The 25892-nt window shown below is 58.6% G+C and carries 23 protein-coding genes; 9 read left to right on the top strand and 14 right to left on the bottom strand.

What is annotated here, in order from left to right; genetic code table 11:
- From DCM79_RS08965 to DCM79_RS08955, 3 genes are all read left to right on the top strand, one after another.
- Positions 1-1017, top strand: a complete 1017-nt coding sequence (locus tag DCM79_RS08965; protein ID WP_006018770.1) for a CBASS cGAMP-activated phospholipase — start codon at positions 1-3, stop codon at positions 1015-1017.
- Positions 1014-2213: a nucleotidyltransferase gene (locus DCM79_RS08960; protein ID WP_006018769.1), complete on the top strand. Its 1200-nt coding sequence runs from the start codon at positions 1014-1016 to the stop codon at positions 2211-2213. Before DCM79_RS08965 ends, DCM79_RS08960 begins: the two co-directional genes overlap by 4 nt.
- Before the next feature lie 153 nt (positions 2214-2366).
- On the top strand, positions 2367-2690 hold the full coding sequence (locus tag DCM79_RS08955; protein ID WP_192817750.1) for a hypothetical protein: 324 nt from the start codon (positions 2367-2369) through the stop codon (positions 2688-2690).
- Positions 2691-3003: 313 nt separating this feature from the next.
- On the opposite strand, the gene DCM79_RS08950 is transcribed toward DCM79_RS08955, so the two are convergent.
- The 7 genes from DCM79_RS08950 to DCM79_RS08920 form a co-directional block, all read right to left on the bottom strand.
- On the bottom strand, positions 3004-3072 hold the full coding sequence (locus DCM79_RS08950) for a DUF2274 domain-containing protein (RefSeq protein ID WP_244438006.1): 69 nt from the start codon (positions 3070-3072) through the stop codon (positions 3004-3006).
- Between the two features lie 76 nt (positions 3073-3148).
- On the bottom strand, positions 3149-4330 hold the full coding sequence (locus DCM79_RS08945; protein WP_006018767.1) for an NAD(P)/FAD-dependent oxidoreductase: 1182 nt from the start codon (positions 4328-4330) through the stop codon (positions 3149-3151).
- Positions 4331-4476: 146 nt separating this feature from the next.
- On the bottom strand, positions 4477-4977 hold the full coding sequence (locus tag DCM79_RS08940) for an aromatic-ring-hydroxylating dioxygenase subunit beta (RefSeq protein ID WP_006018766.1): 501 nt from the start codon (positions 4975-4977) through the stop codon (positions 4477-4479).
- A 9-nt stretch (positions 4978-4986) separates the two neighbouring features.
- Positions 4987-6321: an SRPBCC family protein gene (locus DCM79_RS08935; protein ID WP_237863165.1), complete on the bottom strand. Its 1335-nt coding sequence runs from the start codon at positions 6319-6321 to the stop codon at positions 4987-4989.
- Positions 6322-6505: 184 nt separating this feature from the next.
- Positions 6506-6847, bottom strand: coding sequence for a non-heme iron oxygenase ferredoxin subunit (locus DCM79_RS08930; protein ID WP_006018764.1), 342 nt, complete (start codon positions 6845-6847; stop codon positions 6506-6508).
- A gap of 35 nt (positions 6848-6882) precedes the next feature.
- Positions 6883-7563, bottom strand: a complete 681-nt coding sequence (locus tag DCM79_RS08925; RefSeq protein ID WP_006018763.1) for a glutathione S-transferase N-terminal domain-containing protein — start codon at positions 7561-7563, stop codon at positions 6883-6885.
- Between the two features lie 12 nt (positions 7564-7575).
- Positions 7576-9228: an FAD-binding oxidoreductase gene (locus DCM79_RS08920; protein ID WP_006018762.1), complete on the bottom strand. Its 1653-nt coding sequence runs from the start codon at positions 9226-9228 to the stop codon at positions 7576-7578.
- Between the two features lie 371 nt (positions 9229-9599).
- Here DCM79_RS08920 and DCM79_RS08915 point away from each other — a divergent pair, with 371 nt between their 5' ends.
- From DCM79_RS08915 to DCM79_RS08895, 5 genes are read left to right on the top strand one after another with little or no spacing between them, the layout of a single operon-like run.
- Positions 9600-10556, top strand: coding sequence for an ABC transporter permease (locus tag DCM79_RS08915; protein WP_006018761.1), 957 nt, complete (start codon positions 9600-9602; stop codon positions 10554-10556).
- 4 nt (positions 10557-10560) lie between these two features.
- Entirely contained in the window at positions 10561-11463 is a 903-nt protein-coding gene (locus DCM79_RS08910) for an ABC transporter permease (RefSeq protein WP_006018760.1), read from the top strand.
- Between the two features lie 33 nt (positions 11464-11496).
- Positions 11497-13194 carry an ABC transporter substrate-binding protein gene (locus DCM79_RS08905; protein WP_006018759.1) on the top strand — a complete coding sequence of 566 codons (1698 nt, stop codon included), beginning with the start codon at positions 11497-11499 and terminating at the stop codon, positions 13192-13194.
- A gap of 60 nt (positions 13195-13254) precedes the next feature.
- Complete coding sequence (locus DCM79_RS08900; RefSeq protein ID WP_237863167.1) at positions 13255-14196, top strand: ABC transporter ATP-binding protein; 942 nt, start codon at positions 13255-13257, stop codon at positions 14194-14196.
- Positions 14193-15233, top strand: a complete 1041-nt coding sequence (locus DCM79_RS08895; RefSeq protein WP_006018757.1) for an ABC transporter ATP-binding protein — start codon at positions 14193-14195, stop codon at positions 15231-15233. The genes DCM79_RS08900 and DCM79_RS08895 overlap by 4 nt, the downstream gene beginning before the upstream one ends.
- 27 nt (positions 15234-15260) lie before the next feature.
- Here DCM79_RS08895 and glcF read toward each other — a convergent pair whose 3' ends face one another.
- From glcF to gor, 7 genes are all read right to left on the bottom strand, one after another.
- Positions 15261-16568, bottom strand: coding sequence for a glycolate oxidase subunit GlcF (gene glcF, locus DCM79_RS08890; protein WP_006018756.1), 1308 nt, complete (start codon positions 16566-16568; stop codon positions 15261-15263).
- Positions 16569-16584: 16 nt separating this feature from the next.
- A complete protein-coding gene (gene glcE, locus DCM79_RS08885; RefSeq protein ID WP_006018755.1) occupies positions 16585-17775 on the bottom strand; it encodes a glycolate oxidase subunit GlcE in 1191 nt (396 codons plus the stop codon).
- Between the two features lie 15 nt (positions 17776-17790).
- The gene (locus tag DCM79_RS08880; RefSeq protein WP_006018754.1) at positions 17791-19227 is read right to left on the bottom strand and encodes an FAD-linked oxidase C-terminal domain-containing protein; all 1437 of its coding nucleotides are present in this window, start codon (positions 19225-19227) and stop codon (positions 17791-17793) included.
- 87 nt (positions 19228-19314) lie between these two features.
- Positions 19315-20184 (bottom strand): hypothetical protein, encoded by an 870-nt coding sequence (locus DCM79_RS08875; protein WP_006018753.1) that lies wholly within the window; start codon positions 20182-20184, stop codon positions 19315-19317.
- A gap of 127 nt (positions 20185-20311) precedes the next feature.
- Complete coding sequence (locus DCM79_RS08870; RefSeq protein WP_006018752.1) at positions 20312-21766, bottom strand: NAD-dependent succinate-semialdehyde dehydrogenase; 1455 nt, start codon at positions 21764-21766, stop codon at positions 20312-20314.
- A 25-nt stretch (positions 21767-21791) separates the two neighbouring features.
- On the bottom strand, positions 21792-23348 hold the full coding sequence (locus DCM79_RS08865; protein ID WP_006018751.1) for a class I adenylate-forming enzyme family protein: 1557 nt from the start codon (positions 23346-23348) through the stop codon (positions 21792-21794).
- Positions 23349-23563: 215 nt separating this feature from the next.
- Positions 23564-24949 (bottom strand): glutathione-disulfide reductase, encoded by a 1386-nt coding sequence (gene gor, locus DCM79_RS08860; RefSeq protein WP_006018750.1) that lies wholly within the window; start codon positions 24947-24949, stop codon positions 23564-23566.
- 202 nt (positions 24950-25151) lie between these two features.
- On the opposite strand from gor, the gene DCM79_RS08855 reads away from it, so the two are divergent.
- Positions 25152-25880, top strand: coding sequence for a FadR/GntR family transcriptional regulator (locus DCM79_RS08855; RefSeq protein WP_006018749.1), 729 nt, complete (start codon positions 25152-25154; stop codon positions 25878-25880).
- Positions 25881-25892 lie beyond the last annotated feature (12 nt).

Here is a 25892-nt window from a genome sequence, read left to right as displayed (position 1 = left end):
ATGACGCAGGTTGCAGTTCCTTCAGATAAACCGCCGATTCGTCGAATTCTCTCGATTGACGGCGGCGGCATCATGGGAACGCAGCCGGCGTCCTTTCTTACGTCTCTGGAAGAGGATCTCGACCGGCCCATCGGAGAGTATTTCGATCTGATCGCAGGAACGTCCACGGGCGGCATTCTGGCGATCGGATTGGCGATGGGTCTTCCCGCGCGTGATCTCCTTGACCTCTATGTCCGTCGCGGCCCACACATTTTTGGACAGTCGGGCGGCGCTCTGGCGAGCTTCGCCGGCGACGCGTGGCGTCGCCTCAAGCACATCGTCACCCCGAAGCATGACGCTGATCTGCTGCGGAGCGAACTCTCTACAGTTCTCGGCAGCAGGCGCATTGGGGATGCGAGAACGCGACTGGTGATTCCCGCATGGGATGCCGACCATCGCGGTGTCTATATTTTCAAGACAGCGCATCATCCCCGCCTCAAGACCGATTACAAGCGCCTCGCCGTCGATGCCGCGATGGCGACGGCCGCCGCGCCCACCTACTACAAGCGCCACCGGACCGCCGAGGATGTCGGTCTGCTCGACGGCGGCGTATGGGCCAACAACCCGATCGCGTTGGCGGTGGTCGAGGCCGTCACTTTGCTCGACTGGCCGGCCAGCAGTCTGCGAGTGCTGAGCCTGGGCTGCGTCAACGAGGTCTACATGATCGGCGAGGCGCCTGGTTGGGGCGGTCTCGCAAAGGATGTGACCCGCCTGTTCATGGACGGCCAGTCGCATGGCGCGCTTGGTATGGCGAAGTTGCTTACCGGCCATCAATACGAACGTGAGGCGATTTTCCGGTGCTGCCCGGATGTGCCGAAGGATTTCTTCAATCTCGATGACACGCGCAAGATCGCGCAACTCAAAGGCATGGGCGCCTCATCAGCTCGTAAGGAGCGTCCTCGCATTGAACCCGTTTTTCTGACGGAAACTGCCGAATCGTTCAAACCTATCTACACCGTGAAAGGAATTGAGCCATGAATCAGATGTTCACGGCGCCTCCCCAGACGCATCTGCTTTTGCGCAAAGCCGAGGTTTACTCGCTCCTCGATCAGATTTGCCAAGCGCTGGAGTTGACCGCTGCTCAGCTTGAGGCTGCGCGGACGAGCTACGAGGCTGTCGCGGAATGGCTCTCCGGGTCGGACAACCCTCTTCTGAAGTGGATCGATATTTATGCTCACGGCTCGACCGGCCTCGGCACGACGGTCAAACCGATCGGGCGCGAAGATTTCGACGTCGATCTCATCTGCAAGGTGCTGCGCTTTACCGCTGACCGGCCACCGGCAGAGTTGAAACGCATTGTCGGCGATCGCCTGAAGGAGAACGCGCGCTACGCTGCCATGCTCGAAGAGAAGAAGCGCTGCTGGCGCTTGAACTACGCACGCGAATATCATCTCGACATCTCGCCGACGATCAACAATGCCAAATGCGCCAACGGCGGCGAATTGGTTCCCGACAAGAAGCTGCGGGAATTCAAACCGACGAATCCGAAAGGCTACAAGGCGCTCTTTGAACGCAGGGCAGCCCTAATCCCCACCTTGCGGATGCAAAAGGCTCTCGCTGCCGAGGACCGTGCGGCCGTCGAGCCCTTCCCTGTGCATGGCACCGCCAAAGGCATCCTGCGGCGGACGGTGCAGATCCTCAAGCGGCATCGTGATGTGCATTTCCTGGAAGTCGTCGAGGAGATCGCACCGATCTCCATCATCATCACCACGCTCGCGGCACAGTCGTATGAGTATTGCGTCAAGAGCTTTGTTTTCGATTCCGAACTTGACGTTCTGATCGCGACCATTCGGTTGATGCCACACTTCATCGATAAGCCGGTCGTCAATGGTCGGCGGATCTATGTGGTGGCCAACGAAACCACGGTCGGCGAGAACTTCGCCGAGCGCTGGAATACTGAGCCGGCTCGCGCCGCCGCCTTCTACGAGTGGCATGCGAAGGCACTGGCGGACTTCGAGGCCCTTCCGGATTTGCAGGGCATCGACGTTATCGGCAAGAGCTTGGAAGGAAGCCTCGGGAGTTCGGTCGTTCGCAAAGTTATCGATGCTCGCACCGACAGCATTTCGCAGGCACGCACGGCCAAGAAGCTCTACGTCGCGCCGACGGTCGGGCTCACGCTGTCCAGCGCGGCCAATGCGACGCCGGTTCGCTCCAACACGTTCTTCGGTGACTAGGTGTTTTCGCGTGACCGCCCAGACCTGACGCCCGCGCAGCAGTTTATGTTTCTGCGCGCCAATCCCATCTGTACGGGGACAGGCCGGCTGCACGCGACTGGCTTTATTTGGGATTATCGTGACAGGCCGACGCCCCTTAGCCGTGAATACTCCATGCGCATTACATTTCAGCGGGGCGAAACACCAAGCGTCTTCGTCACGGACCCCGAGCTTTCGGCTTTGGCGGGTGAGCGGCCCCTGCCGCACGTCTATCATGATCCCCTGCGCCTGTGCCTCACGTTGCCAGGAACGCGCGAGTGGACCGGCACGATGCGGATCGATCAGACATTCGTACCCTGGGCCACAACGTGGCTTTACTATTTCGAGGACTGGCTGATCTCCGACGACTGGAAGGGCGGCGGCAAGCACCCCGATCCGACGGATAACGAGCGTTATGGTCGACGGGTGCGTCGCGCGACGCGGCAACCGAGGATCTGACGGCTATATTACAATACATGCGGCGTCCCCTTCTGCTTTGATGCTATCTACCTTAACTGACAACTTCCTCTCGCCTTCCGGCCCCTTATCCGCCGCCATGACGCACTTGAACATCGGCGGGACCAGCTTAGCCGGATCGGGAAGGCGCGGCTGCGAACGCGGTCCCGGCTAGAGCTTCGGAATAGGCAACGAAAACTGCGCATGGCGCGGGCCCAAACCGGCTTTACTATTCGGCCTATTGGAGAGCCGACAATGGGAACCCCGCTCTGACTCTTTCCTGAGGATGCTCTCCGAGGGCTACCCTTCGGCTCGCTTAGCGAAATGACGCACTCGGCGAGCCTTCAAAAAAGCTTCTGTCCGTCGCCATGAACCGCGCCAACATAGGCGCAATGAGTTTGGTCGAAGCCAAGCATATCGCTCGGTATCTCGGTTCTCATGATGAACACGTAATAGGAGCGCTATCTGGCGGCTCTATTGAGCAGTTTCTCTGGAATGATTCCGTCATGAAGCAAGGCACGCTTTAGCATCGAAATATCACGGCCGTTGTTCACCGCGATTGCGCCGGCAATTTTATCGTGACTATCGAGGAAGATTGCCGTCCAATTGTTCGTTTCAGGATCGTCCAGCACGACACTGCGGTCAGCATTTTGCAGCACTCCTAACGACTGAATGTTGTGTCCAAACTGGTCCGACCATAGCCACGGCGGCTCCGCATAATGCGAGTCAATCCCTGCCATGGATTTCGCCGCGACCAGCGATTGGCCCGAGGCCACCTTCCAGGACTCAAGTCGCTGACGAAACGCGCCGCCTAAGACGGGGTGTGACGTCACCTCTCCCGCAGCGAAGATCGCCGGATCAGATGTCTGGCAGCGATCATCCACGACAATACCATCATCGACGTCCAGCCCCGCGTCCGATGCAAGTTGGGTGTTGGGTTGAACCCCGATCCCGACAACGACTGCGTCGACATCTGCGAATGCATTCCAGCGCAATCGCAACGAACCATCATCCTGATGATGAATTGAATCGATCTTTGAGCCAAATTCGAACTGGACTCCGTTCAGGCGATGCAATTTCTCAGCCCAACGGCTCAGGATAGCAGGCATGCCGCGAGATAGTATCCGATCCGTCATCTCAAACAGAAAAACCTCGCAGGCCATCGCTCGAGCGGCGGCAGCAACCTCTAACCCAATGAACCCGCCGCCGATCACAGCAATTCGACGCGATTCCCGAAGCACGGATTTCAAGCGAACCGCGTCTTCAAGCGTTCGCAGATAGAGAATTTTCGAGCTTTGCCCGACGCTATCCGGCAATTTTCTCGCCCGCGATCCGGTCGCGAGGAGTAGCCGATCGTAAGCATAAGCATTTCCGCAAGCGGTTAGAATTTCGGAGCGGTTTCGATCGATCTGCGTCGCGGTTTGTCCGGGATGATACGAAATACCGTTCTCATGATAGGTCTCCGCGTTTGCCAGATAGCGCGGTGCGCCCTCGCCAAGGACTTCTTTGGACAGCGGCGGGCGATCATACGGCAGGCCGAGTTCGTCTCCGAGAATATCGATCTTGGCTTGTGGCGCCAACTCGCGAAGATGCACGGCGGCTGTGTGCCCCGCGAGGCCTGCTCCGACAATCACAAAACGCATTTTAGCGCTCCCTGTAGGGGAAGGGCACATTCGGCGCGCCCGTCCTCCTTATCCGCCGTTGACAGGCGCCGAGCACTCTCACATTCAATACCTTCAGCCGAAGGCTAGTTGGCAGATTCTGCTGATATTCATCTGCGACGCACTTGCTAGACGCTGTAGAAATCGAGCGCAGTGGCCATTTGATCGTTCGTAAGGGAAATCTTTTTGAATCCGATCAGCCAAGCCTCTCCAAGACGGCGCAGCCGAAATTCAAGGCGTCCGAAGTTGGTATGGCTTTTACAAGCGCGCGGATCGTACGTATGAACCGTGAAGCAGGCATTTCCCTCGATCGAATCCGTCGAGGCCGCATCGACCATGATGTTCGTATAGGAATGAACCGTGCGCGGAAGCGGCATCGCCGTGATGGACTTTCGCGACTGTATCCTGTCAATTCGGTCACTCAGCCCATATGAGTTCTCATGATATATCATTGAAAGCTCGCGGTTCGGATTGGACGTCGTCTCGTACTCGTCCTTCCAGGCCGGCACCCAGAAAATCGCATCGTCAGCGTAGAGCTTGACCCAATCGCGGAATTTCTTCTGATCCAGAAGTCTTGCCTCCGTGAAGAGAACGCGAGTAGCAATCTTCAGGTAATCATCCTCTGACATGTCGCTAACCTAGCCTTCCGAGGGATCACGAGTCATAAGGCGCAGCCATTCCCGGTAACCGGAATGAAAGCATGTCTCATCGCCGAACAGGGGCGCTCCATAGGTCCACCGATCAGGTGAAACCTGCAATTCGGAAGAGTAGTTGAGTGCCTCGCCGGACTTCGGCCTCAAGCCTCGCGCATACCCCTGCGTAGGACCAGCGAAACGAGCTCCGTAGCCGGTCTGGCAAAGCTCGTACATGACGTTGTCGTCGGACGTCGCAAGACCGCTCGGATTGAAGAAATCCTCATACAGACGGATGCGAACGCGGCGCGCCTCGTCACTTTCACCAACTGGGGCAAGACAGTGAGACGTAATCTCCGTCTTGTCCGGAGCCAATGGCCGCCACGTCCGCAACTGCAGCGTGCCGATATCAACGATCTGCAGGTTAGGATAAATCGTGAGATTGCGCTGACGAAACATCCACTTGAGCTTGTCTTCCCGAGTCTGCCCCTGAACCGTCGACAGAAGTTTGCCATCCTGATTGAGAGGGCGGAGCTTATAAACCCTTGACGCATGAATGGACCACATCATCGCGTGCCCCCTCGCCAGGCTGAAGCTTCCTTGCGCGTCGGGGTCGGTCTCTGTCGGATTCCACGGCTTTACTTCTAGCGGTCCTCTCCGCACTTCACGCTTCTTGAGAACGTCGATATACGAACTGTGCGTTGAAGCGAAGTGGTAATAATCAAGCCCGTTCTCGAACTGAAGCTTCCAATTGGCGTCGAACGTGTAGCTTACGTTTCCGTCAACGAACTCCAGCCCTTCGATGCCCTGATCGACAACGAGATCGATAAACGCGCGCGCGTCACCAAGATGCTCCTCTAGCGTCGGCACGTCGGGCGACACGCTTGCAAACAGAAGCCCTCGATAGCTTGCAATCTTGGGAACAGGCTTGAGGCCATGATCATCCGCAAGAAAGGACGGCGGATACTGGCCATCCTTCTCATCGGTCATCGAAACATTCTTGCCGGCACTATCGTACGACCACCCATGATAGCGACAAACATGGAATTTCTGATTGCCCTTCTTAAAGGGGCAAACGATCGCCCCGCGGTGGCGACAGGTGTTAAAGAAGCATCGAATTTCTCCAGTCCCGTCCTTTGTAATCAGGACGGGGTGGCGCCCGATGTACGTCGTCACGAAGTCATTCGGCTTGCGTAACTGACTTTCCAGCCCGACGAAAACCCAAGTCCCCTCGAAAACGTGAGTAAGTTCGCGCTCAAAAATATCCTGGTCGGTGAACACCGTCCGATCTACCCGAAATATTCCGTCATCGGGTCGATCGTCCAGCAGCTTCGAAACCATTTCGGGTGTGATTGGCCCACCTCTGACACCACCGTCGCTCGGCCTCACAGGGCTGGGTACTTCCGACCTGAAGCTGGTCAATTCGACCTCCTCTATTTTTCTTGTAGCAAAGCGGAGCGGCTATTTCGGACGAGATGGGGGCGTCACACAAAATGGCGACATCGTCGCCCCCCTTGCCGTTAAGTTAGGTTGACGCGTCGGGATTAGACGGTGCCGAGGTGACATCGATTTCCACAGCATCACCGGCGACACGAACAGGATAGGTTGCCAGGGCCGTTTCTGCTGGTGAGGTCAACGCCGCGCCCGTTCGAACATCGAAGCGGGCGCCATGAAGCGGGCACTCGATCTCGTAACCATCGAGCCAACCGTCGGACAGAAGTGCATAGGCATGAGTACAAACGTCAGACGTGGCAAAATACTCTTCGCCGCAGCGGTAGAGCGCAACTTTGCATCCGTTGATATTGAGCTGCTGAATGCTGTCATCCGACACATCTTTCGTAAGAGCGGCTTTTACCCAGTTAGTCATTCGAGTCGACGCTCGCTTTTGGATTGTTGCGAACTTCAGTTCTTTCCGAACATATTCTTCCAGGCCTCGGTGCCCGGCTTCGCTTCCCATTGTTTGCTGTCGGACAACGTATTTATGCCCGCCCTAACCCCCGGACGGTCTTTGATCGCCTGGTACCATCGATCAATGTTCGGGTACTCCGACAAGTCACGTCGATGCAGCTTTCGCGTGCGAACCCAAGGGAATGTGCTGATGTCAGCGATGGAATACTCGCCGGCGAGATATTCAAATTCGCCAAGGCGCTTCTCGAGAATGTTGTATATTCGACCAACTTCCCGATCATAACGTTCGATCGCGTAATCGATCTTCTCAGTCGCATACACCATGAAGTGGTGCGCTTGGCCCAGCATTGGACCCATCGTCGTATTCTGAAATACAAGCCACTTTAGCGTATCGTAGCGCTTTTCAGGATCCTGAGAGAGAAATCTACCGGACTTTTCCGCGAGATAGATAAGAACGACCGCGGATTCAAAAACTGCATATGGCTTGTTGTGCGGGCCATCGTGATCCACGATGGCCGGCACTTTGTTATTTGGATTGATCTTCAGAAATTCCGGATGAAACTGCTCACCTGCCGTTATATCAACCGGAACTACACGATACTCCAAGTCCAACTCTGCCAGCATTATGGCTGCTTTATACCCGTTCGGGGTTGGCCAGAAGTATAGATCAATCATCGCAGAGGACTCCTATCCGACGATCTTGAGCCCTGCTGGCTTGTCAACGATCAGCCCAGGGTTCAACATCCACTTCGGGTCCAGTTCGGTCTTGGCGGCTGCCAGCACACGGCGGAACAACGGATCGACTTCCTTGTCGTACCAAGGACGGAACGATTTTCCGACAGCATGGTGGTGCGTGATGGTTGCGCCGAGTTCGATTAGCGCGTCCGACGCAACGTCGTGGAGCATCTTATAGGCTTCAAGGCTGTTGGCGTGCGTCGAAGGAGCCATGATCGAATAGTAAGGAGCCGGGCCGTCCGGATACAGGAAGGAGAACCTGCGGCAGACGATGCCGCCGCCAAGATTTTCCTTCTGGGCCTTCCGGATGCGACGCATGATCTCGGTATCGACTTCTTCGAACCGATCCCAAGTGTAGGCAGTTTCGAACGTGAAGCTGACGATTCCCATCGCTGCGCGCGTATGCATCAACCGGGGCAGATATCTGAACTGGTGCCGCCAGTTACCCTGCGGCCCGCTACGGCTGGTCTCCAGCGCGTTGTCCGCAGTTCCCGCCTGTTGCTTCACGACGCCACCGAAGTCCTTGCAGATTTCGAGACTACGCTCCAGCCACGCGTCCACCGGATGGTCGGCGGATTCGAAGCCCAGCAACAGGACCGAATCGGTGCCGTCTCCAGCGCCGTAGAATTTGGCGTCCTGCTCGTCCAGATAGCGACAGTTCGCCGGGAACAGTCCTGCTTGGGTGATCTGACGGACGGCCTTGGCACCCTGATAGAACGTCTTGAAGGAGATCGACGCATTCGCACGGAATTTCACACGCCCCTGTAGACGCATCCATGCATCGGTGATGATGCCCAGCGAGCCCTCAGACCCGATGAACAGCCGATCCGGATTGGGTCCCGCACCCGAGCCTGGCAGGCGGCGGTTCTGGATCGTTCCCGCCGGGGTGACCACGCGCAGGCTTTCCACCATGTCGTCAATATGCGTGAGATGGGTCGCATAGTGACCGGACGAGCGGGTTGCGATCCAACCGCCCAGCGATGAGAATTCCCACGATTGCGGAATATGGCGCAAGGTGAGGCCATGCGGCTTCAGTTGTTCTTCCAGAGCCGGACCGAGAATGCCCGCCTGGATCCGCGCGCAGCGCGACACGGGGTCGACTTCGAGAATCTTGTTGAGGTTGCCCAAGTCGATTACGACGACCCCGGGAAAGGCGTCGCGCTCGGGACCCCAGAAGCCGCCGGTGACGCTCGATCCGCCGCCATACGGGATGCATGCATAACTATTTTCCCCGCACCAGTCGAAGATGGCAGCGATGTCTTCTTCGTCGCGCGGATAGGCCACGACGTCCGGAGCCTTCTTGAAATCGCGCCGGTAGATAAGGGTCATGTCCTTGAAACCCTTACCGTACGTATGAACAATTCTGTCCCATTTTTCCGAGGTACAGAAATCCTCCAGCGTTCGCGGGATCTTTATGCGCGACGCATAAAGTTCAATCTCGTCCAGAGTCGGGTCTGACAGAATTTCGATGTCTTTAATTCCAAGCCGCTGCTCCACGCGGTCTCGCATGGTTCGGATTTCGTCCTTGGAATTAGCTTCACCTTCATATCCCCACGACCAGAACTTCCTTCGCTGGCCGTAGTAGCCACTCTTTTCCTTCGCCACAGCGCTTCTCCTTCGAGATTTTCGACGTAAATCAACCATCCAGGTGCGCATGCGTTTTGGTAGACATCGCGATCTGGTTCGACCAAATTGGCATATCCAATTCGGTCGGTCAATGGTTCTCGGAGTAGATAAGCACCCCGGAGCTACGCCACCGCGACAACATTCGCCTTGACACCGCCGCCAAGAGCACGCTTGAATGGTATGACCAGATTGGATGTGCCAGATTGCAACTGATCTGCAAATAGAGAACTCACCTCATTTTTTGATGAGCGGGCGTTCAGCGGCCTTTTTCACATAGAGAGGGACAAGAGCGTGGTGCTGTCGGACCAAGCCAATCTGCATGGTGAGCGCGCCCTCCAATGGACCGCGTCATGCTGAGATATCTAATTCGTCGCCTTGTCGCCCTTGTGCCGACGTTCCTGTTAGCGAGCGTTATTGTGTTCTCGGCCATTCGCCTGATACCGGGAAACACGATCGACATGATGATGTCGCAGAACGACATCTCGGCCAGCGTCCAGACCCGCGAAGATCTTATCAAGGCACTCGGGCTCGATCAGCCGGTCCTTGTACAATATTGGCACTGGATCAGCTCGATTGTGTTCCACGGAGATTTCGGTCGCTCGCTTTGGACGGGAGATAGCGTCACCCGCCTCGTCGCCGAGCGCATGCCGATTACTCTGTATCTAGGCGTGCTGGCCATGATATTCGCGCTCTTGATCGCGCTGCCCGTCGGGATCATCTCGGCGATCCGGCAAAACAAGCCGGTCGATTATCTCGGCCGTGTCTTTGCCATCACGGCCCTGTCCGTCCCGCCTTTTTGGCTCGGGACATTAGTGGTGGTCGTGCCGGCGATGCTCTGGGGGATCGCTCCGACCGTGCAATATGTTCGGCTGACCGACGATCCCCTCCTTAGCCTCCGCCAGATGGTGCCGCCCGCCATCGTCCTCGGCATCGCCTTGTCGGGAGTGACGATGCGGATGACCCGCACCATGGTCCTCGAAGTCATGCGCCAGGATTATGTCCGTACAGCTTGGAGCAAGGGTCTCGACGAGCGGACGGTCGTCCTGCGCCATGTCCTCAAAAACGCGCTTCTGCCGGTCATAACCATCGTCGGGTTGCAGTTGCCCCTGCTGATCGGTGGCGCGGTCGTGATTGAGCAGATCTTCGTGATCTCCGGTATGGGCCAACTACTCCTGATGGCGGTGTCGCAGCGGGACTATCCGGTCATTACGGGCATCTTTCTTCTCGTGGGCGTCGGCGTAATGACGATCAACCTGCTCGTCGACATCAGCTACGCCCTCCTAGATCCCAAGATTCGTCAGGGCTGAACGCATGACTATCGAGTCACCTCTGAAGATCGAAACAGGTCCCGGGCGAGGCGCTTGGGCAGCACCCGTCAGGACTTTCTTCAGTCGCCTTTTTAAGCAGGATATCCTCGGAACGGTTTGCGCCGGCCTTCTCGCCGCGATCGTGGTCTGCGCACTCTTGGCACCTTGGATCGCACCGTACGACTTCGACGCGATCGACCTTACATCGCTGATGCAAGGGCCGTCCTGGTCGCACCACCTCGGCACAGACGAACTCGGACGCGACATCCTCAGCCGCATCATCTATGGAGCCCGTACTTCCGTTATCGTCTGTATCACCGCCGCGCTGCTATCGCTCGCCCTATCGGTCACGCTCGGGGTTCTGTCCGGGTATTTCGGCGGACGTCTCGATGCCCTGGTTCAGCGGTTCGTCGATACCTGGCAGAGCTTTCCCGACCTAATCGTGCTGATCGCGGGCGTCGCGGTTCTCGGCCCCGGGATCGTGCAGATCATCGCCCTCCTCGGCATCCTCTACGGCGTTGCCGGTTCGCGCATCGTACGCGGCGCGGTCCTGTCGGCGCGCGAGCAACTGTACGTGCAGGCGGGCCATTCCTTCGGCGCCGGTAACTGGCACATTATTCTCCGGCACATCCTGCCGACGATCGCCGCGCCCCTCATCGTGCTTTACACCACGCGCCTCGGCGGCGTGATCCTGGCCGAATCGAGTCTCAGCTTCCTTGGTCTTGGTGTGCCACCGCCCGCACCCGCGTGGGGCCGTATGCTGAGCGATGCCCGCCCTTACATGTTCGAGAACGTCTGGATGGTCGCGGCCCCTGGCCTCGCGATAACTCTGATCGTTTTTTGCGTGAACATCTTCGGAGACTCTCTCCGCGATCTTCTCGATCCACGCGGAATAGTGCGCAATTGAGCGAAAAACCATAACACTAAGGAGGAGCAAGGAATGGTAGGCCGACATCTCGGAACTATGGCGGTTATCGCGCTCGGGACTGTGATTGCGACCCAAGCCGTGAGCGCCCAGGAACCCAAATACGGTGGCACGCTGACCATCGTTCCTTACTCCCCGGGGATTGCGGCGTTGTCGTGGGATCCCGCCGACTGGAACTGGAAGGTCTCTATCGATGCTGGGCCCTACATGGAGCAGTTGATGGTGGGCGATCTAAGCAAAGGCGTACGTGGCGGCGGGAAGAACAACTTTTTCAGCGAGGCCTGGCTCAGCGACGACGTGCTGCGCGGCGAACTCGCAGAGAGCTGGGAGGTCGTCGACAAACCGCTCTCGATCGTTATCAACCTGCGCAAGAACGTGAAATGGCAGGCCTGCAAAGGCATCATGGAAGCGCGCGACTTTACCGCCAAAGACGTCGTGTTCGCGTATAACCGTCTCGTCGCTAGTCCGAAGGCGAACAAAGTCTATTTTTCCTTCATCGACAGGGCCGAGGAGACGGGACCGCACCAGGTGACCTTCTTCCTGAAGGAGTACAACTCGGAGTGGAAGTACCGCCTCGGCTACGGCTATTACGCCGGCATCTATCCCAAAGAGATCACGGAGGCCCCTAACGGCGGTGCTGGCAACTGGCAGAATGCCTGCGGCACGGGTCCCTTCCGGTTGACGCGGTATGAGGCCGGGGCCTTCGGGGATTATCAGGCTAACAAGGAGTACTGGGACCGCGAGACGATCGACGGCAAACCTTACAAGATCCCATTCGTCGATAACCTTGTGATGCGGACGATCGGGGATTCACAGACACGCCTAGCCGCCTTCCGCACCGGCAAGATCGATGTCATGGCGAATATCAACTGGGACGAACTCAAGTCACTGGCGCCGATCCAAGATAAAATCAAAGTCATCGAACACCCCGACTATGCGGGTGAGGCACTGGCAATGCGGGTCGATGCACCACCCTTCGACAACCCGAAGGTGCGTCTCGCCTTGAATCTCGCGGTCGACCGGGCCGCCATCTCGAAGCAGATCTATGGCGGCCACGCCGACTTTCCGCACCTGCCGATGGACGAAACTTGGGAAGGCTATTTCACGCCGCCCGAAAAGATGCCGAACGATGCCCGGGAGGTTCTCCAGTACGATCCGGCCAAGGCCAAGAAGCTCCTCGCCGAAGCGGGTCTTGCGAATGGTTTCGAGTTCAAGGCACAGGTTCCGAGCTTCCCTGAGCAGCTAAAGAAAGCGCAGATTGTAGCCGGATATCTGTCGGCAATCGGCGTAAAGATGACCATCGAGCCAAAGGAGTATGGAGCGTTTCTCAGTCTGATGACCACCGGCAAGCACGGCCCCGGCTATTGGCATTTCGCAGGCATGAGCAATCCGACGGCCTCAATCGAGAAACTGTACCGGTCCTCTTCCGTCTGGAATTCGGCCCGCGTCAACGACCCGAAGGTCGATGCGGCACTCGACACCATCCAGCAGGAGAGGGACCCGGACAAGGTCAAGAAGGGCGTCGCCGCGCTCACCAATGAGATGACCGCGCGAGCGCCATTCCTGTTTCTGCCCAGGCCGCGCTCGTTCACGGTATGGTGGCCGTGGGTCAAGAATTACTATGGTGAGATTTCGGTCTCCGCTCGGCGTGATGCGCCGGTCTGGGCGCGCGCTTGGATCGATCAGGATCTAAAGAAGTCGATGGGCTTCTGATCGATGCACGGAACTTTGGAAATGTCGGGGCCCCCGATACTGGATGTACGCGGGCTCTGCGTGGGCATCTGGTCGGGCAAGACGGAGCTGAGTGCTGTCGCAGACGTTTCGTTCCGGGCCTATTCAGGCCAGGTCGTGGCGCTCGTAGGCGAAAGCGGCGCGGGCAAGAGCATCACCGCGATGTCGCTCACCCATCTACTGCCAATGCCACCGATCAAGATCACGGCCGGCGAAATACGCCTCTCCGGCCGTGATATGCAGACGCAGTCACCAAAACAGATCAGGGACATCCGAGGCAACGAGGTCGGCATCGTTTTCCAGGAGCCGATGACAGCGCTGAACCCAAGCCTGCGCATCTGGCGCCAGATCGCCGAGCCGCTGGTGCGTCATCGCCGGATGTCCTGGAGCGCCGCCAAAGCGCAGGCGATCTACCTTCTCAAGAAGGTCCGCATCCCGGATGCAGAGACCAAAGCCGAGGCCTATCCTCACCAGCTCAGTGGGGGTATGCGCCAGCGTGTCATGGTTGCTATCGCGATCTCCTGCGAGCCAAGACTCATCATCGCGGACGAGCCGACGACAGCACTCGACGTCACCGTGCAGGCGCAGATTTTGACGCTTCTCACTGACCTTACCCGCGGATTGGGCGGGGCGCTGCTTCTCATCACGCACGATCTCGGCGTCGTGGCGCGCTACGCCGACTGGGTCAACGTGATGTATGCCGGCCGCATCGTCGAGACAGCGGCGGCCGACGACCTCTATCGCGATGGGCGCCATCCTTATACGCACGCCCTCCTCGCCTCCGTGCCCAAGATCGTCGGTCCGATCGCTCATCGGCTCGAGTCGATCGCTGGGCAGCCACCCGCCCCCTCCGACGGAACCGGGGGCTGCGCCTTCGCACCGCGCTGCCCACGTCGGACCGAACGGTGCGACGAACGCCCTCCGCTTAGCGGCGACGAACGCACACGGAACGGCCATCTGTTCGCGTGCTGGAATCCGCTATGAACGACGTAGCAACGAATATTCTCGAGGTCTCGGACCTGTGCGTCGACTATGCAAGCACAACCTCTTTCGGCGTAACGGGCGCCCCCTCCGTTCGAGCTGTCAAGGGCATATCCCTCACACTCCAGCGCGGCGAAACTCTCTCGCTCGTCGGCGAAAGCGGTTGCGGCAAATCCACCACGGCCATGGCCATACTACAACTGACGCCGCCGAGCGGCGGCCGGGTCGTGTTCGACGGACGCGATATCACGGGCTTCAGTCATCGCCAGATGCGACCGCTAAGGCGTGAGATGCAGATCATCTACCAGGATCCGTTCGGGTCGCTAAATCCCCGCATGACAATCGCCGACCTGATCGCCGAACCGATGGCGATTCAGGGCGTCGGCAGATCGGGCCACGAGCGCCGCGCGAAGGCTGCCGAACTCCTAGATACGGTCGGAATGGGTACTCGCTTCCTCGACCGCTATCCGCACCAACTCAGCGGCGGCCAGCGTCAGCGGGTCGCCATCGCGCGCGCCCTGTCACTGCGTCCGAAACTGCTCATCTGTGATGAGCCGGTCTCAGCTCTCGACGTCTCAGTGCAGGCCCAGGTTCTGAACTTGTTTTCCGACCTCAAGGAGCAGTTCGGCTTGTCCTATCTGTTCATCTCGCACGACCTCGGCGTCGTCCGACACATGAGCGATCGGGTCGCAGTGATGTATCTCGGACGCATCGTCGAGATCGCGACGCGCGACGACCTCTACGGCGAACCGCTCCATCCCTACACGCGCATTCTTCTCGATGCGGTAGCGGTGCCGGACCCGCAAATCGAGCGCGCCCGCGATCACGTGCTCCTTCAGGGCGAGGTGCCGAGCGTCGCCACCCCCCCGCCCGGCTGTCCATTTCACCCTCGCTGTCAGTCCGCCATGCCGGTCTGCAGCCGCGAAATTCCGCCGCTGCGGTTGCACGGCAATCGGCAGATCGCCTGCCATCTGTATGATGAGACAGCAGCCAATAAGGCAATCGAAGCCGCGATGGACGGAAATGGCAATCCAAACTAGGACGTCAGAGCGGTCGCTTGTCCGCACCTAGCCCAAGCACCCCTTTAGGACGTCAGGCAACGGGCCGCCCATCGCCCAATCGACCAACTCCACCGTGTGGACGACTGGAATGCGTGTTCCAGCACCAATCTGCGTTATGCAGCCGAGATTTCCACTCGCAATGATTTGCGGTTTGACCTTCTCAATGTTGGTGACCTTTCGTGCGCGCAGTCGATTGGCGATCTCAGGCTGCAGTACGTTGTATGTTCCGGCGGAGCCGCAACATATGTGGCCTTCCGGTACTTCTCTCACTACAAACCCCATTCGCCTCAAAAGTGACTTCGGCTGATCTCTAACCTGCTGTCCATGCTGCATCGAGCATGCCGAATGGTAAGCCACGACCTGGCCGGTAGTCCGAACACCGTCTTGAAGCGGTAATTCATGCAAGAATTCTGTGATGTCCCGCGCTAGAGCCGAGATCCGTACGGCTTTCTGAGCGTAGGCGTTATCGTTGCGAAGTAGGAAGCCATAATCTTTAATGACCGTTCCGCAACCGGACGTCGTAACCACGATGGCGTCGAGGCCGCCGTTCTCGATTTCGCGTGTCCATACATCCACGTTGTGTCGAGCCGCATCCAGCGCCCGACTTTCGTATCCCAAGTGCTGCACGAGAGCTCCGCAGCACCCTTCGTCGATCGGTTGAACTACTTCGATACCGTGACGCGTCAACAACCGGATTGCAGCCTCGTTGATGTTCTGGCCGAGGACCTGCTGGGCACATCCGCTCAGAAGCGCAACCCGACCGCGCGGCCTATCGACGGTCGCGCCCGGTAACCTTCGGGTCGGCCTTCTTCGCTTGAATGACGACGAAAGTTCAATCATCGCGGCGAGTTGCGCGCCGCCGGGAAGATTGGCGAGCCACTTTCTGATCGGCCTGCTCACGGTAGCCACGCGTAAAGCCAACCTAAGTCGGCCCGGAAACGGCAGCACCTTCGCCAACATGCCTCGAAGCAACCGATCAGGCAGAGGACGCGTATAGGTTCGGGCGATATGGGCTCGCGCGTGATCGACCAGGTGCATGTAGTGCACGCCGGACGGACAGGTCGTCATGCAGGAAAGACACGTCAGACATCGATCGATATGCTCGACGACCTGAGGGGTCGCCGGCTTTTCCTCCTCCAACATGTCCTTGATCAGATAGATGCGCCCGCGCGGACTGTCCGCTTCGTCACCAAGAAGCAGATATGTCGGGCATGTCGCAGTACAAAAGCCGCAATGCACACAGGCACGGAGGATTTTTTCTGACTCGCTTACATGTGCATCGGCCAAGGCCGTCAGCGAGAAGTTTGTTTGCATACCAGTCCGCCTCGCCTCAGATACCGGCGTACATCCTGCCGAAATTTAGAACGCGGTCAGGATCGAAAGATTTCTTGATTTCCTGCGTCAACTTGAGCACCGCAGGAGGAAGCGGCTCGAACACATCGATCCTGCGGCGAATCTCCGATGAAGCCCGTACGAGTGTGGCGTGCCCACCGGTATTGACCATAGCTTCCCGAACGACCGACGCTCCCGCATCGTCAGCGCCCACGACCGCGAGCCACACGAGACCACCGCCCCAGTCGTAGAAATACCGCACGCCGAGTTTTCGCCGGATGTCAGCAAGAGCACGCGGCGCTTTGGAGGGGGCCAAGGACAACCGCCAAATGGAACGATCCATTGGCTGAGCCAGCCAGTGCGCGTCGCGGATGCGCAACCAAAAGTTTGCGCTTTCATCCCCTTCGATCAGGTCGGGCAGCCCAAAGGAGCACCAGAGCCTGGCAAGTTCGCGGGATCCGTAGGCTACCGAGCCCTCGGACCCCTCTAGTCGAACGATCGTAGTCGAGTCCGACCCAATACTCGCCGGGATATGCGCCGCCGCCGAGACCGCGAAAGTCGACCCGAGCGCTGCGGTTAGCGCCGAAATCGCTGTCATGTCGTCCAAGCCGCGCAATCCCAGCGATAGGGAACGCGCCGGCTTCGGCAACACCTTGAAGATGGCTTCGCTCAAAACGCCGAGCGTGCCCCACGCACCGCAGGTCAGCTTGACCAAATCGAGCCCGGTGACATTCTTCATCACGCGCCCGCCGGATTTCACGATGTCTCCGCGGCCCGTGACCAAGCGAACGCCGATCAGGCTGTCGCGACAAGCTCCGACCGCGACACGACGCGGACCCGAAACATTCCCGGCGACAATACCTCCGATTGTCGGCTCTGCGCTCGTCCCGAACAACACACGATGATCCATCGGCTCGAACGGAAGCATCTGGTTGTGCTTGGCGAGCATCCGATCGATTTCGGAAACCGGCGTTCCAGGCAAAGCACCGATGACGAGCTCTGTCGGCTCATAAAGTGAAACTCCGCGCATGCGCTCGGTCGTTAGAGGCATAGCGTATCCACCCAGCGGTCGGCCCATCGCCGACTTGGAGCCGGCGCCGCGCACGACGAGAGGCATCTTTGCTGTAGCCGCATCCTTGATGGCAGACGACAGTCCGCACTCGTCGCGCGGCTTATAGCAATCGGTCATCACACTCCCGTCACCCTAACCTTGACATCGAAAATCGAGGGGAAACACCTTATCCGTATTGAGCAGCCATCGCGGATCGAACGCGGCGCGCACCCGAATCTGTTGAGCCAGATCGGCATCGTCAAACTGGCAGCGCATTAGATCACGCTTCTCGATACCGACACCGTGCTCGCCCGTCAGGCACCCACCAACTTCAACGCAGAGCCTGAGAATGTCATCTCCCGCTGCTTCCGCCTTCGACTGCTGCGACGGATCGTTCGCGTTGTAGAGGATGAGCGGATGCATGTTGCCGTCACCGGCATGGAAAACATTCGCGACACGCAATCCGTGTCGCTGTACGATCTTGGAGATCTCCGCCAAAACGTACGACAGCTTGCCGGTCGGCACCGTGCCGTCCATGCACAAATAGTCAGCGACTCGCCCGGTCGCACCGAAAGCCGACTTCCGCCCCTTCCAGATTGCCGCCGTCTCAATTGCCGACCTGCTCTCGCGCACTGTCGTCGCACCATTCGCACGAGCGATGGCGGTGATGTCCGCCAGCGTCGCGTCCATCTCGGCGTCGGACCCTTCGACCTCTACAATCAGAAGGGCCTCGACATCGAGCGGATAGCCGGCCTTGGCGAAGGCCTCGCAGATCTCGATGGCGGCCTTGTCCATGTATTCGATGGCTACGGGAATGATACCGGCGGCAATGACGTCCGCAACCGCCTTGCCCGCTCCCTCGCAAGACGGGAAACCGAACAGAACCGGGCGCGCTCCCTCGGCCGATTTCAGAATTCGGAGGGTCGCTTCGGTCACTATCCCGAGCTGCCCCTCGGAGCCGACGACCAGGCCCAGCAGATCGAGTCCAGCGCTATCGAGATAGTCACCGCCGAGATCGATGATCGATCCATCGATCAGTACCATCCTTACGCCGAGGAGGTTATTGGTCGTGACTCCATACTTCAGGCAATGCGCGCCTCCGGAGTTGTTGGCAATGTTGCCTCCGATCGTGCAGGCAAGTTGAGAGGAAGGGTCTGGCGCATAGAAGAAGCCGTTCTCCGCCACCACCGCCGTTACGCTCAAATTTGTGACTCCCGCTTCGACGCGGATGAAGCGGTCATCGTAGTTGACCGCGAGCACCCGATTCATCTTTGAAAGTCCGAGAACGACGGCGTCTTCACTCGGAATTGCCCCGCCGGCGAGAGACGTACCTGCGCCGCGCGGCACGACCTTGACGCCGGTGTCGTGACAGTATTTCAAAACGGCACTCACCTCTTCGGTCGTCTTCGGTAGGACGACGGCGAGCGGCATCTTGCGATAGGCCGTCAACGCATCTGTCTCATAAGCCCGACACTCGTCCGTCGACGTTATTAGCCCAGCGGGGTCAACAAGGCGGGTTAGATCGTTTATGATTGAATCTCGGCGCGCGAGGATTTCTCGATTTGGTTCGGTGAACCTAATTTTGCTCATCGTATCCTCGTCATCGGATATTTTTCCGATGGGTCAGTCGCGGCCTGATGCAATCGACATAAGCCCGACGCATCCACCATCGAGCTTCTATTGCACTAACGCCACGACCCTCTCAGGGTGGCCCGACCAGCGCCAACCAAGCGTCGGCCGCGATAGCCCTAGCATCATTCCGCCAAGGGCCGGAGGATGAAGCCAGAGTTGCTCCGGATCTCGACCGCTCCGCTTCTCCTCGCGCGGATCCAGCGTGTGTCCCACGTCGTCCGCCTTCGCCGATCTTTCGATGCGACCGATCTCTCGGCTTTCGGCATACGCCATATAGAAAGACGAGCCTTGGCGGGCGTGATACCTGCCGAGCGTCTTGGTGAAGTCCGTCGGCGTGATGACTTCAAATCGGTCGAGGCGATCAGGCGCGAAGAGAGTGAGGACGCCCGTATAGCCAAAGAGCTCCGAGGTAATCGTCACGAAATTCCGTGTATCAAGACGAAAGACTTCGGCGAAGCGCGTTACCGCGGCTGCCTGGTCGGCCGCGAGCAAAGTCACCTCATAAAGGAAATCAATCCCGCCGGTCGGCTCCACCGTACGCGGGGGAGAGATTACGAAATGGACCGGCTTCCCCTCGATTTCGAACCGGAGAAAATCCTGGCCATTTTCGTGCTGATGCTCAACTCCGACCGACGTGGCATGATGCACCAGTGCACGCGGGTCGAGTGAGGTCGCGCCGGCGCCGAATAGATGAGATCGCCCGCGTCTTGCCAGTTCGTCCGCGACAACGCCGTTGCCTTCCGGCTCCAACAACTCAATCTCGCCGGTCCCGGCACGCAATGTCACTCGTTTGGCGCCCAATCCCCGGACCCGATCCGCAGAGACTTGTTCCGCCCCCAATCGGCGACGCCACATCTCCGCGGCACTTTTGGCATCCGGCGTCGCGATCTGAACGCGGTCGATGGTCAACAACACTTCGCTAACTCGCTTTAGGCGTTGGATCTTTGGGCCCTAGAGTCTGGCGCGGCGAAGGACCGTCGCGAGGTTTGACCTGCGCGACGCATGCTCCGCGACGGCGTATCAGCATTGCCGATCGCGCATGCTAACCGTGCATCTGGGTCAGGAACTTAGTGTTGAGATACGCGTCCATCGCTTCTGTACCACCTTCCGAACCGTATCCGGAGTCCTTGATTCCTCCGAAGGGAGTCTCCGGTAAGGCAAGGCCTTGGTGGTTGATCGACACCATTCCACTCTCCACGATCGAGCCGAGCGCGCCGATCGTCGCCGCTGACTTCGTATACGCATATGCAGCAAGGCCATAAGGGAGCCGATTCGCTTCGACCATGGCATCCTCGAATGTCGAGAACGACGCGATTGGCACAACAGGGCCGAATGGCTCCTCGTTCATAATGCGCGAGTCCAGAGGCACGTCCGTCAGAACCGTCGGTTGAAAGAAGAAGCCATCGTTGCGCAGGCGCCTTCCACCTGTCCGGATGCGCGCGCCGCGCTGAACGGCGTCCGAGACCAGCGCGTCCATCGCCTCGACTCGACGGAGATTAGCTAGTGGTCCCATTTGGGTCGCTTCGTCGAGGCCGTCCCCGACGACGAGAGCTTTGGCAGCAGCGGTGAATTGTTCAACGAAGTCGTCGTAGACCCGTTCATGGACCATGAACCGGGTCGGAGAAACACAAACCTGGCCGGCATTCCTGAACTTTGCCGCGGACAGCAATTTTGCCGCTTGTTTGACATCTGCGTCCTCGAAGACTAGCGCAGGCGCATGTCCACCTAGCTCCATCGTAACGCGCTTCATGTGACTTCCAGCGAGAGCCGCAAGCCGCTTCCCGACTGGCGTCGAACCCGTGAACGAAATCTTGCGAATGACAGGGTGGGCAATCAAGTATTCCGATATGTCGGACGGCACACCGAAAACGAGATTGAGGACACCGGAGGGCAAGCCGGCATCGACATAAGCATTGACCAGAGCTGCACAACTTGCCGGCGTTTCTTCGGGTCCCTTCAGAATCACGGAGCACCCGGCCGCCATCGCAGCTGATATCTTTCTGACGGCTTGGTTGATCGGAAAATTCCACGGCGTGAAGGCGGCGACAGGCCCAACTGGCTCGCGGATCACGACCTGCTGTACGGCGCCGGAACGTGACGGAATGGTCCGACCGTAGGATCGACGCGCCTCCTCCGCGAACCAGTCGATGATGTCTGCGCCGAGCAACACCTCCATCTTCGCCTCGCCCAGCGGCTTGCCTTGCTCGAGCGTCATGATACGCGCGATTGAGGCGGCTCGCTCGCGGAGCTTTTCGGCAGCCCCACGCATCAATTTGTATCGCTCGAAGGAAGACGTCCTCCGCCACAATTCGAACCCGCGCACGGCCGATTCAAGTGCGTCGTCGAGATCGGGGATAGACGCGTGCGCAACTGTTCCGATCAATTTTCCCGTCGCCGGATTCAGGATGGGCTCGACCTTTCCGCTCGTTCCATCGCGCCAGGATCCATCGATGAACAACTTTGTATCGGGGTACATCTGCTCGCGACTTGTCACCATTTCCGTCCGTCCGGTCTATAATTCGTTAAACTGAGGTAGCCGCTGACAGCGACTCCTCGGCGCGCTTTTTCAAGTCGTGCTTTCTAATCTTCCCGTTCGGGGCTACCGGAAGTTGCGGCAAGACAATGATCTGCTGCGGCTTCTTGTATGGTGCGAGCTGCCGCTCCACGAGCGCGAGCAGTTCGGCCACTTCGATGGTGCTTCCAGGGGTCGGCTCAACGAAAGCGATGATTTCCTCGTTGCCCTCGATTGATCGCCCGACTACCGCGGAATTGAGAACCGCCGGATGAGAATTGAGGACAGCCTCGATTTCGGGCGGATAGACGTTGAAGCCGGACCTGATAATTAGCTCCTTCGACCGGCCTTGGACCACCAGTTCGCCGCCCGGCGACCGGCTGACGATATCTCCGGTTTTCAAATATCCTTCGCGATCGATCGCCTCCGCGGTCATGTCCGGCTGACCATAATACCCCAACATCACGTTGGGCCCGCGAACGAGCAGTTCGCCCGCTTCGCCATCGGGTACTTCCCGCCCATCAGGTCCGACGATCTTGGTTTCGATTCCCGGGATTGGCGGTCCGATGTTGATTTCGTTGCTTCCCATGGCATACAGCGTCCGACTGATGGTCGGAGACGTCTCGGTCAGCCCGTAACCATTATGAAGCACCACGCCGAACACTCGCTCGACGCTCTGTCGCAGAGACAGATCGAGCGGTGCCGTTCCGGTATAGACATAACGAAGGTTATTGGGCGTGAGCTTGATATTGTTCTGATCGACGTAAGCGATGATCCGCGACAACATCGCAGGGACGGCATTGAAGGCGGTCAACGAACCATTCACGACGGCGTCGATTGCTTGCGTGAGAGAGAACCTCGGCATGATCCGCAGGTGTGCGCCGACAAACAACATACCTTGCAGCAACGTCAACCCGTACGAATGAGAGATCGGCATAACGCAAAGCGTGACGTCCTCGGGAAAGAGCGTGTTGGTTCTTTTGCCCCGGCCCGCCACGTAAGCGAGGTTGCGATGACTGAGCATCACTCCCTTCGGGCGACCGGTAGTCCCCGTCGTGTAGATGAGAACTGCAACCTGACGGGCGGGATCCTCATAGACCTCCTCGGGAACGGCGCTCGCCTCCAACTTACCGACCTTGATCGCTCCAATCCCCGTGAACGCTTCGGCTTCCGCGCCGCGCCGGCACGCCGCAGCATCTGCTTCCGCCGATATTCCATGCGTATAGAATACGCGTCTGGGCTTGCAATCACCCTCAATGGCGTCCAGTTCGTGCGGGCCGAGCCGTGCGCTCGTCATCACTGCCCATGCATCAAGCCGGCTCGCCGCATACATCAGGACGATGGCGCCGATTGAGTTCTCGCCCACCACCATGACCCGATCACCGGGACGGATCCCTAGACGCGCCAAGTCACCTGCAACGGCCTCGATCGTATCGATCAGTCTCCGATAGGACCAAACGATGCCCCGCTCGTCAGTAAGAGCCGGCCGGGATGCTCCTGCTTTGGCCCCCTCATCCACAATGAGGTGGATGCGTCGCGGCAGGCTAGTCAAATAATCCACTTCCATGGTGGGCCCAATCTTCTTCGCCAGAACTTCCGCATCCAGCTCCTCGACTACAAGCGGCTGCGGATGGCGAGGTTAGTCTGTTGCTGGATTTTCACCGATACTGGTAGGACCAGTTTGGTATGATCACAATCGTATTGTCAAGTGCGTTTTGAGCGGCGCCGCATAACGCGCGCGCCAACGGCCTGAATTTGCACAATCGATCGAAATTGAGCTTTCTAAGCCGCCGCGTCGCGCACGTAACGTGCAGTGCGGGTACGCATAGTCACCAGTTCCTCGGCGGAGGTCGGGTGCAGCGCCATAGTGGCGTCGAAGTCCGCCTTGGTAGCCTTCATCTTTACGGCAATGGCGATGACCTGAACCAATTCGGCCGCGTCCGATCCAACGATATGGCAACCCACGACGCGGTCGCTCCCCGCGTCAACCACCAGTTTCATCAACACCCGCGACTCGCTGCCGGACAGCGTCGCCTTCAACGGGCGGAACGCCGCCTTGTAGACATCAACGATAGCGAACTGCGCCCGCGCCTGCGCCTCGGTGAGGCCCACGGTGCCGACCTGGGGCTGCGTGAACACGGCGGTCGGAATATCGATGTGATCGACCTTGACCGCCCGCTTGCCGAAAACCGTATCGGCGAAAGCGTGGCCCTCACGGATCGCTACCGGCGTCAGATTGAAGCGATGGGTGACGTCGCCGACCGCATAGATATGTGGCACCGAGCTCTGCGAGGCTTCGTTGACGACGATGCCTCCGTTATCCGGGTTGATGGCGACGCCGGCTTTCTCCAGCCCGAGATTTGCGACGGCGGGGTGACGGCCGATGGCGAACATCACCTTGTCGGACGCGATGCTGGAGCCATTCGACAGGTGCGACGTGTACCAATCGTCGTGCTTCTCAATCCCGTCGACCGTGCAACCGGTCAGGATGGTAATGCCGTTCTTCTCCATCTCATCGCGGACATGGGCGCGGACGTCGTCGTCGAAGCCACGCAGGATGTTGTCGCCGCGATAGACCACAGTCACGAGGGAACCCAGGCCCGAGAAGATGCACGCAAACTCCAGCGCGATATAGCCACCGCCCTGGATCAGGATACGCTTCGGCAATTCGGGTAGATGAAATGCTTCGTTCGATGAGATGACATGCTCGATGCCGGGAATGGCCTTGCCGTGGTTCGGTGCGCCGCCCGTGGCGATCAGGATATACTTCGAGCGCACCCTCCTGCCGCCGTCGAGCACCAGCGTATGCGGGTCCTCGAACACGGCGCGCGACTTGATCACCTGCACGCCAGATTTCTCCACGTTGGTGGTGTAGGCCGCTTCCAGCCGGGCGATCTCCTTGTCTTTGTTGGCGATCAGGGTGGCCCAGTCGAACGTCGCCGGCGGAACGGTCCAGCCGAAGCCCGCGGCATCCGCGATGTCGTGGCTGAAATGCGAGGCGTAGGCGAATAGCTTCTTCGGTACGCACCCGCGAATGACGCAAGTGCCGCCCATCCGATATTCCTCGGCGATCATGACGCGGGCGCCATGGCCAGCGGCGATCCGCGCGGCGCGCACGCCGCCCGAGCCGCCACCTATGACAAACAGATCCGTCTCAAAGCTATCCATGCTGGGAAATCAATTCTTTAGGTGGATTTGGCGCGTTTCAGATGCTTCAATTTCCTCAACCTGATATCTACTGAAGCAGGGCGGATTCGACCGAGATCCTCAAGGTTCCTCCAAAGTACTGGTCGACCAATTTGGTCGGCCATGATTAGCTACCGAGGAAATCGAAATCAAGTGGTCGGCAGGACCAGGCAGGATATTTTAGATGACTGAGCGAAATCGAACCGACAAGCTTGAGGCTCCTTCGAACGCCATCGGAAAGATCCTTTCCTTCATCCGTGAGCGCCGCTATCAGCCCTCCGAACGGTTGCCATCAGAACGCGACTTTGCGGAAAAGTTCGACACCAGTCGCGGCGCGGTTCGAGAGGCTCTGGCCGCACTTGAAACCATGCGAGTGATAGAACGGCGCCCAAATTCTGGAATCTATCTGCGAAAGATCGAAGAGAGCAGCATCGATGCTCTAGTGCTTTATGCTGAATCCGGAGTTCCATTCGAGGCCAAGGAAATCGCCGACGTCATGGAGGTCCGGCGCATGCTCGAAGGGCAGGCGGTCAGGTTGGCCTGCACACGCAGGACCGCGGACAACATTCGCGAGATCACCGCCATACTTGAAGAGACCAACAAGCGCCTATCCAAAAAGCAAAGCATAGAGCGCGAGGACGAGGCGTTCCATCTTGCGATTTTTGCTGCAACCAAGAACGACATTTTGCTGCGCGTGGCGAGATCGTTCTACGAACTGTCCAGGCATCGACGGAAGGTCTACTTTGCCGACCAAAATCGAGGTCGACAATCTTATGAGGACCATTGCACCATCTTGGAAGCGATCGAAGAGCGGCGGGTAGGCCTAGCCGAACAACAGATGAACGCTCACCTCTCGCGAACAGTGGAGGCATGGCAATCGCTTCTAGGGGAAACCAAAGTCACAAAACGTTAGTCTTGCCGGGCA

Source organism: Bradyrhizobium sp. WBOS07 (genome assembly GCF_024585165.1).
Lineage (GTDB): Bacteria > Pseudomonadota > Alphaproteobacteria > Rhizobiales > Xanthobacteraceae > Bradyrhizobium > Bradyrhizobium japonicum_B.
This window is presented reverse-complemented; position numbering and strand designations above follow the sequence as displayed.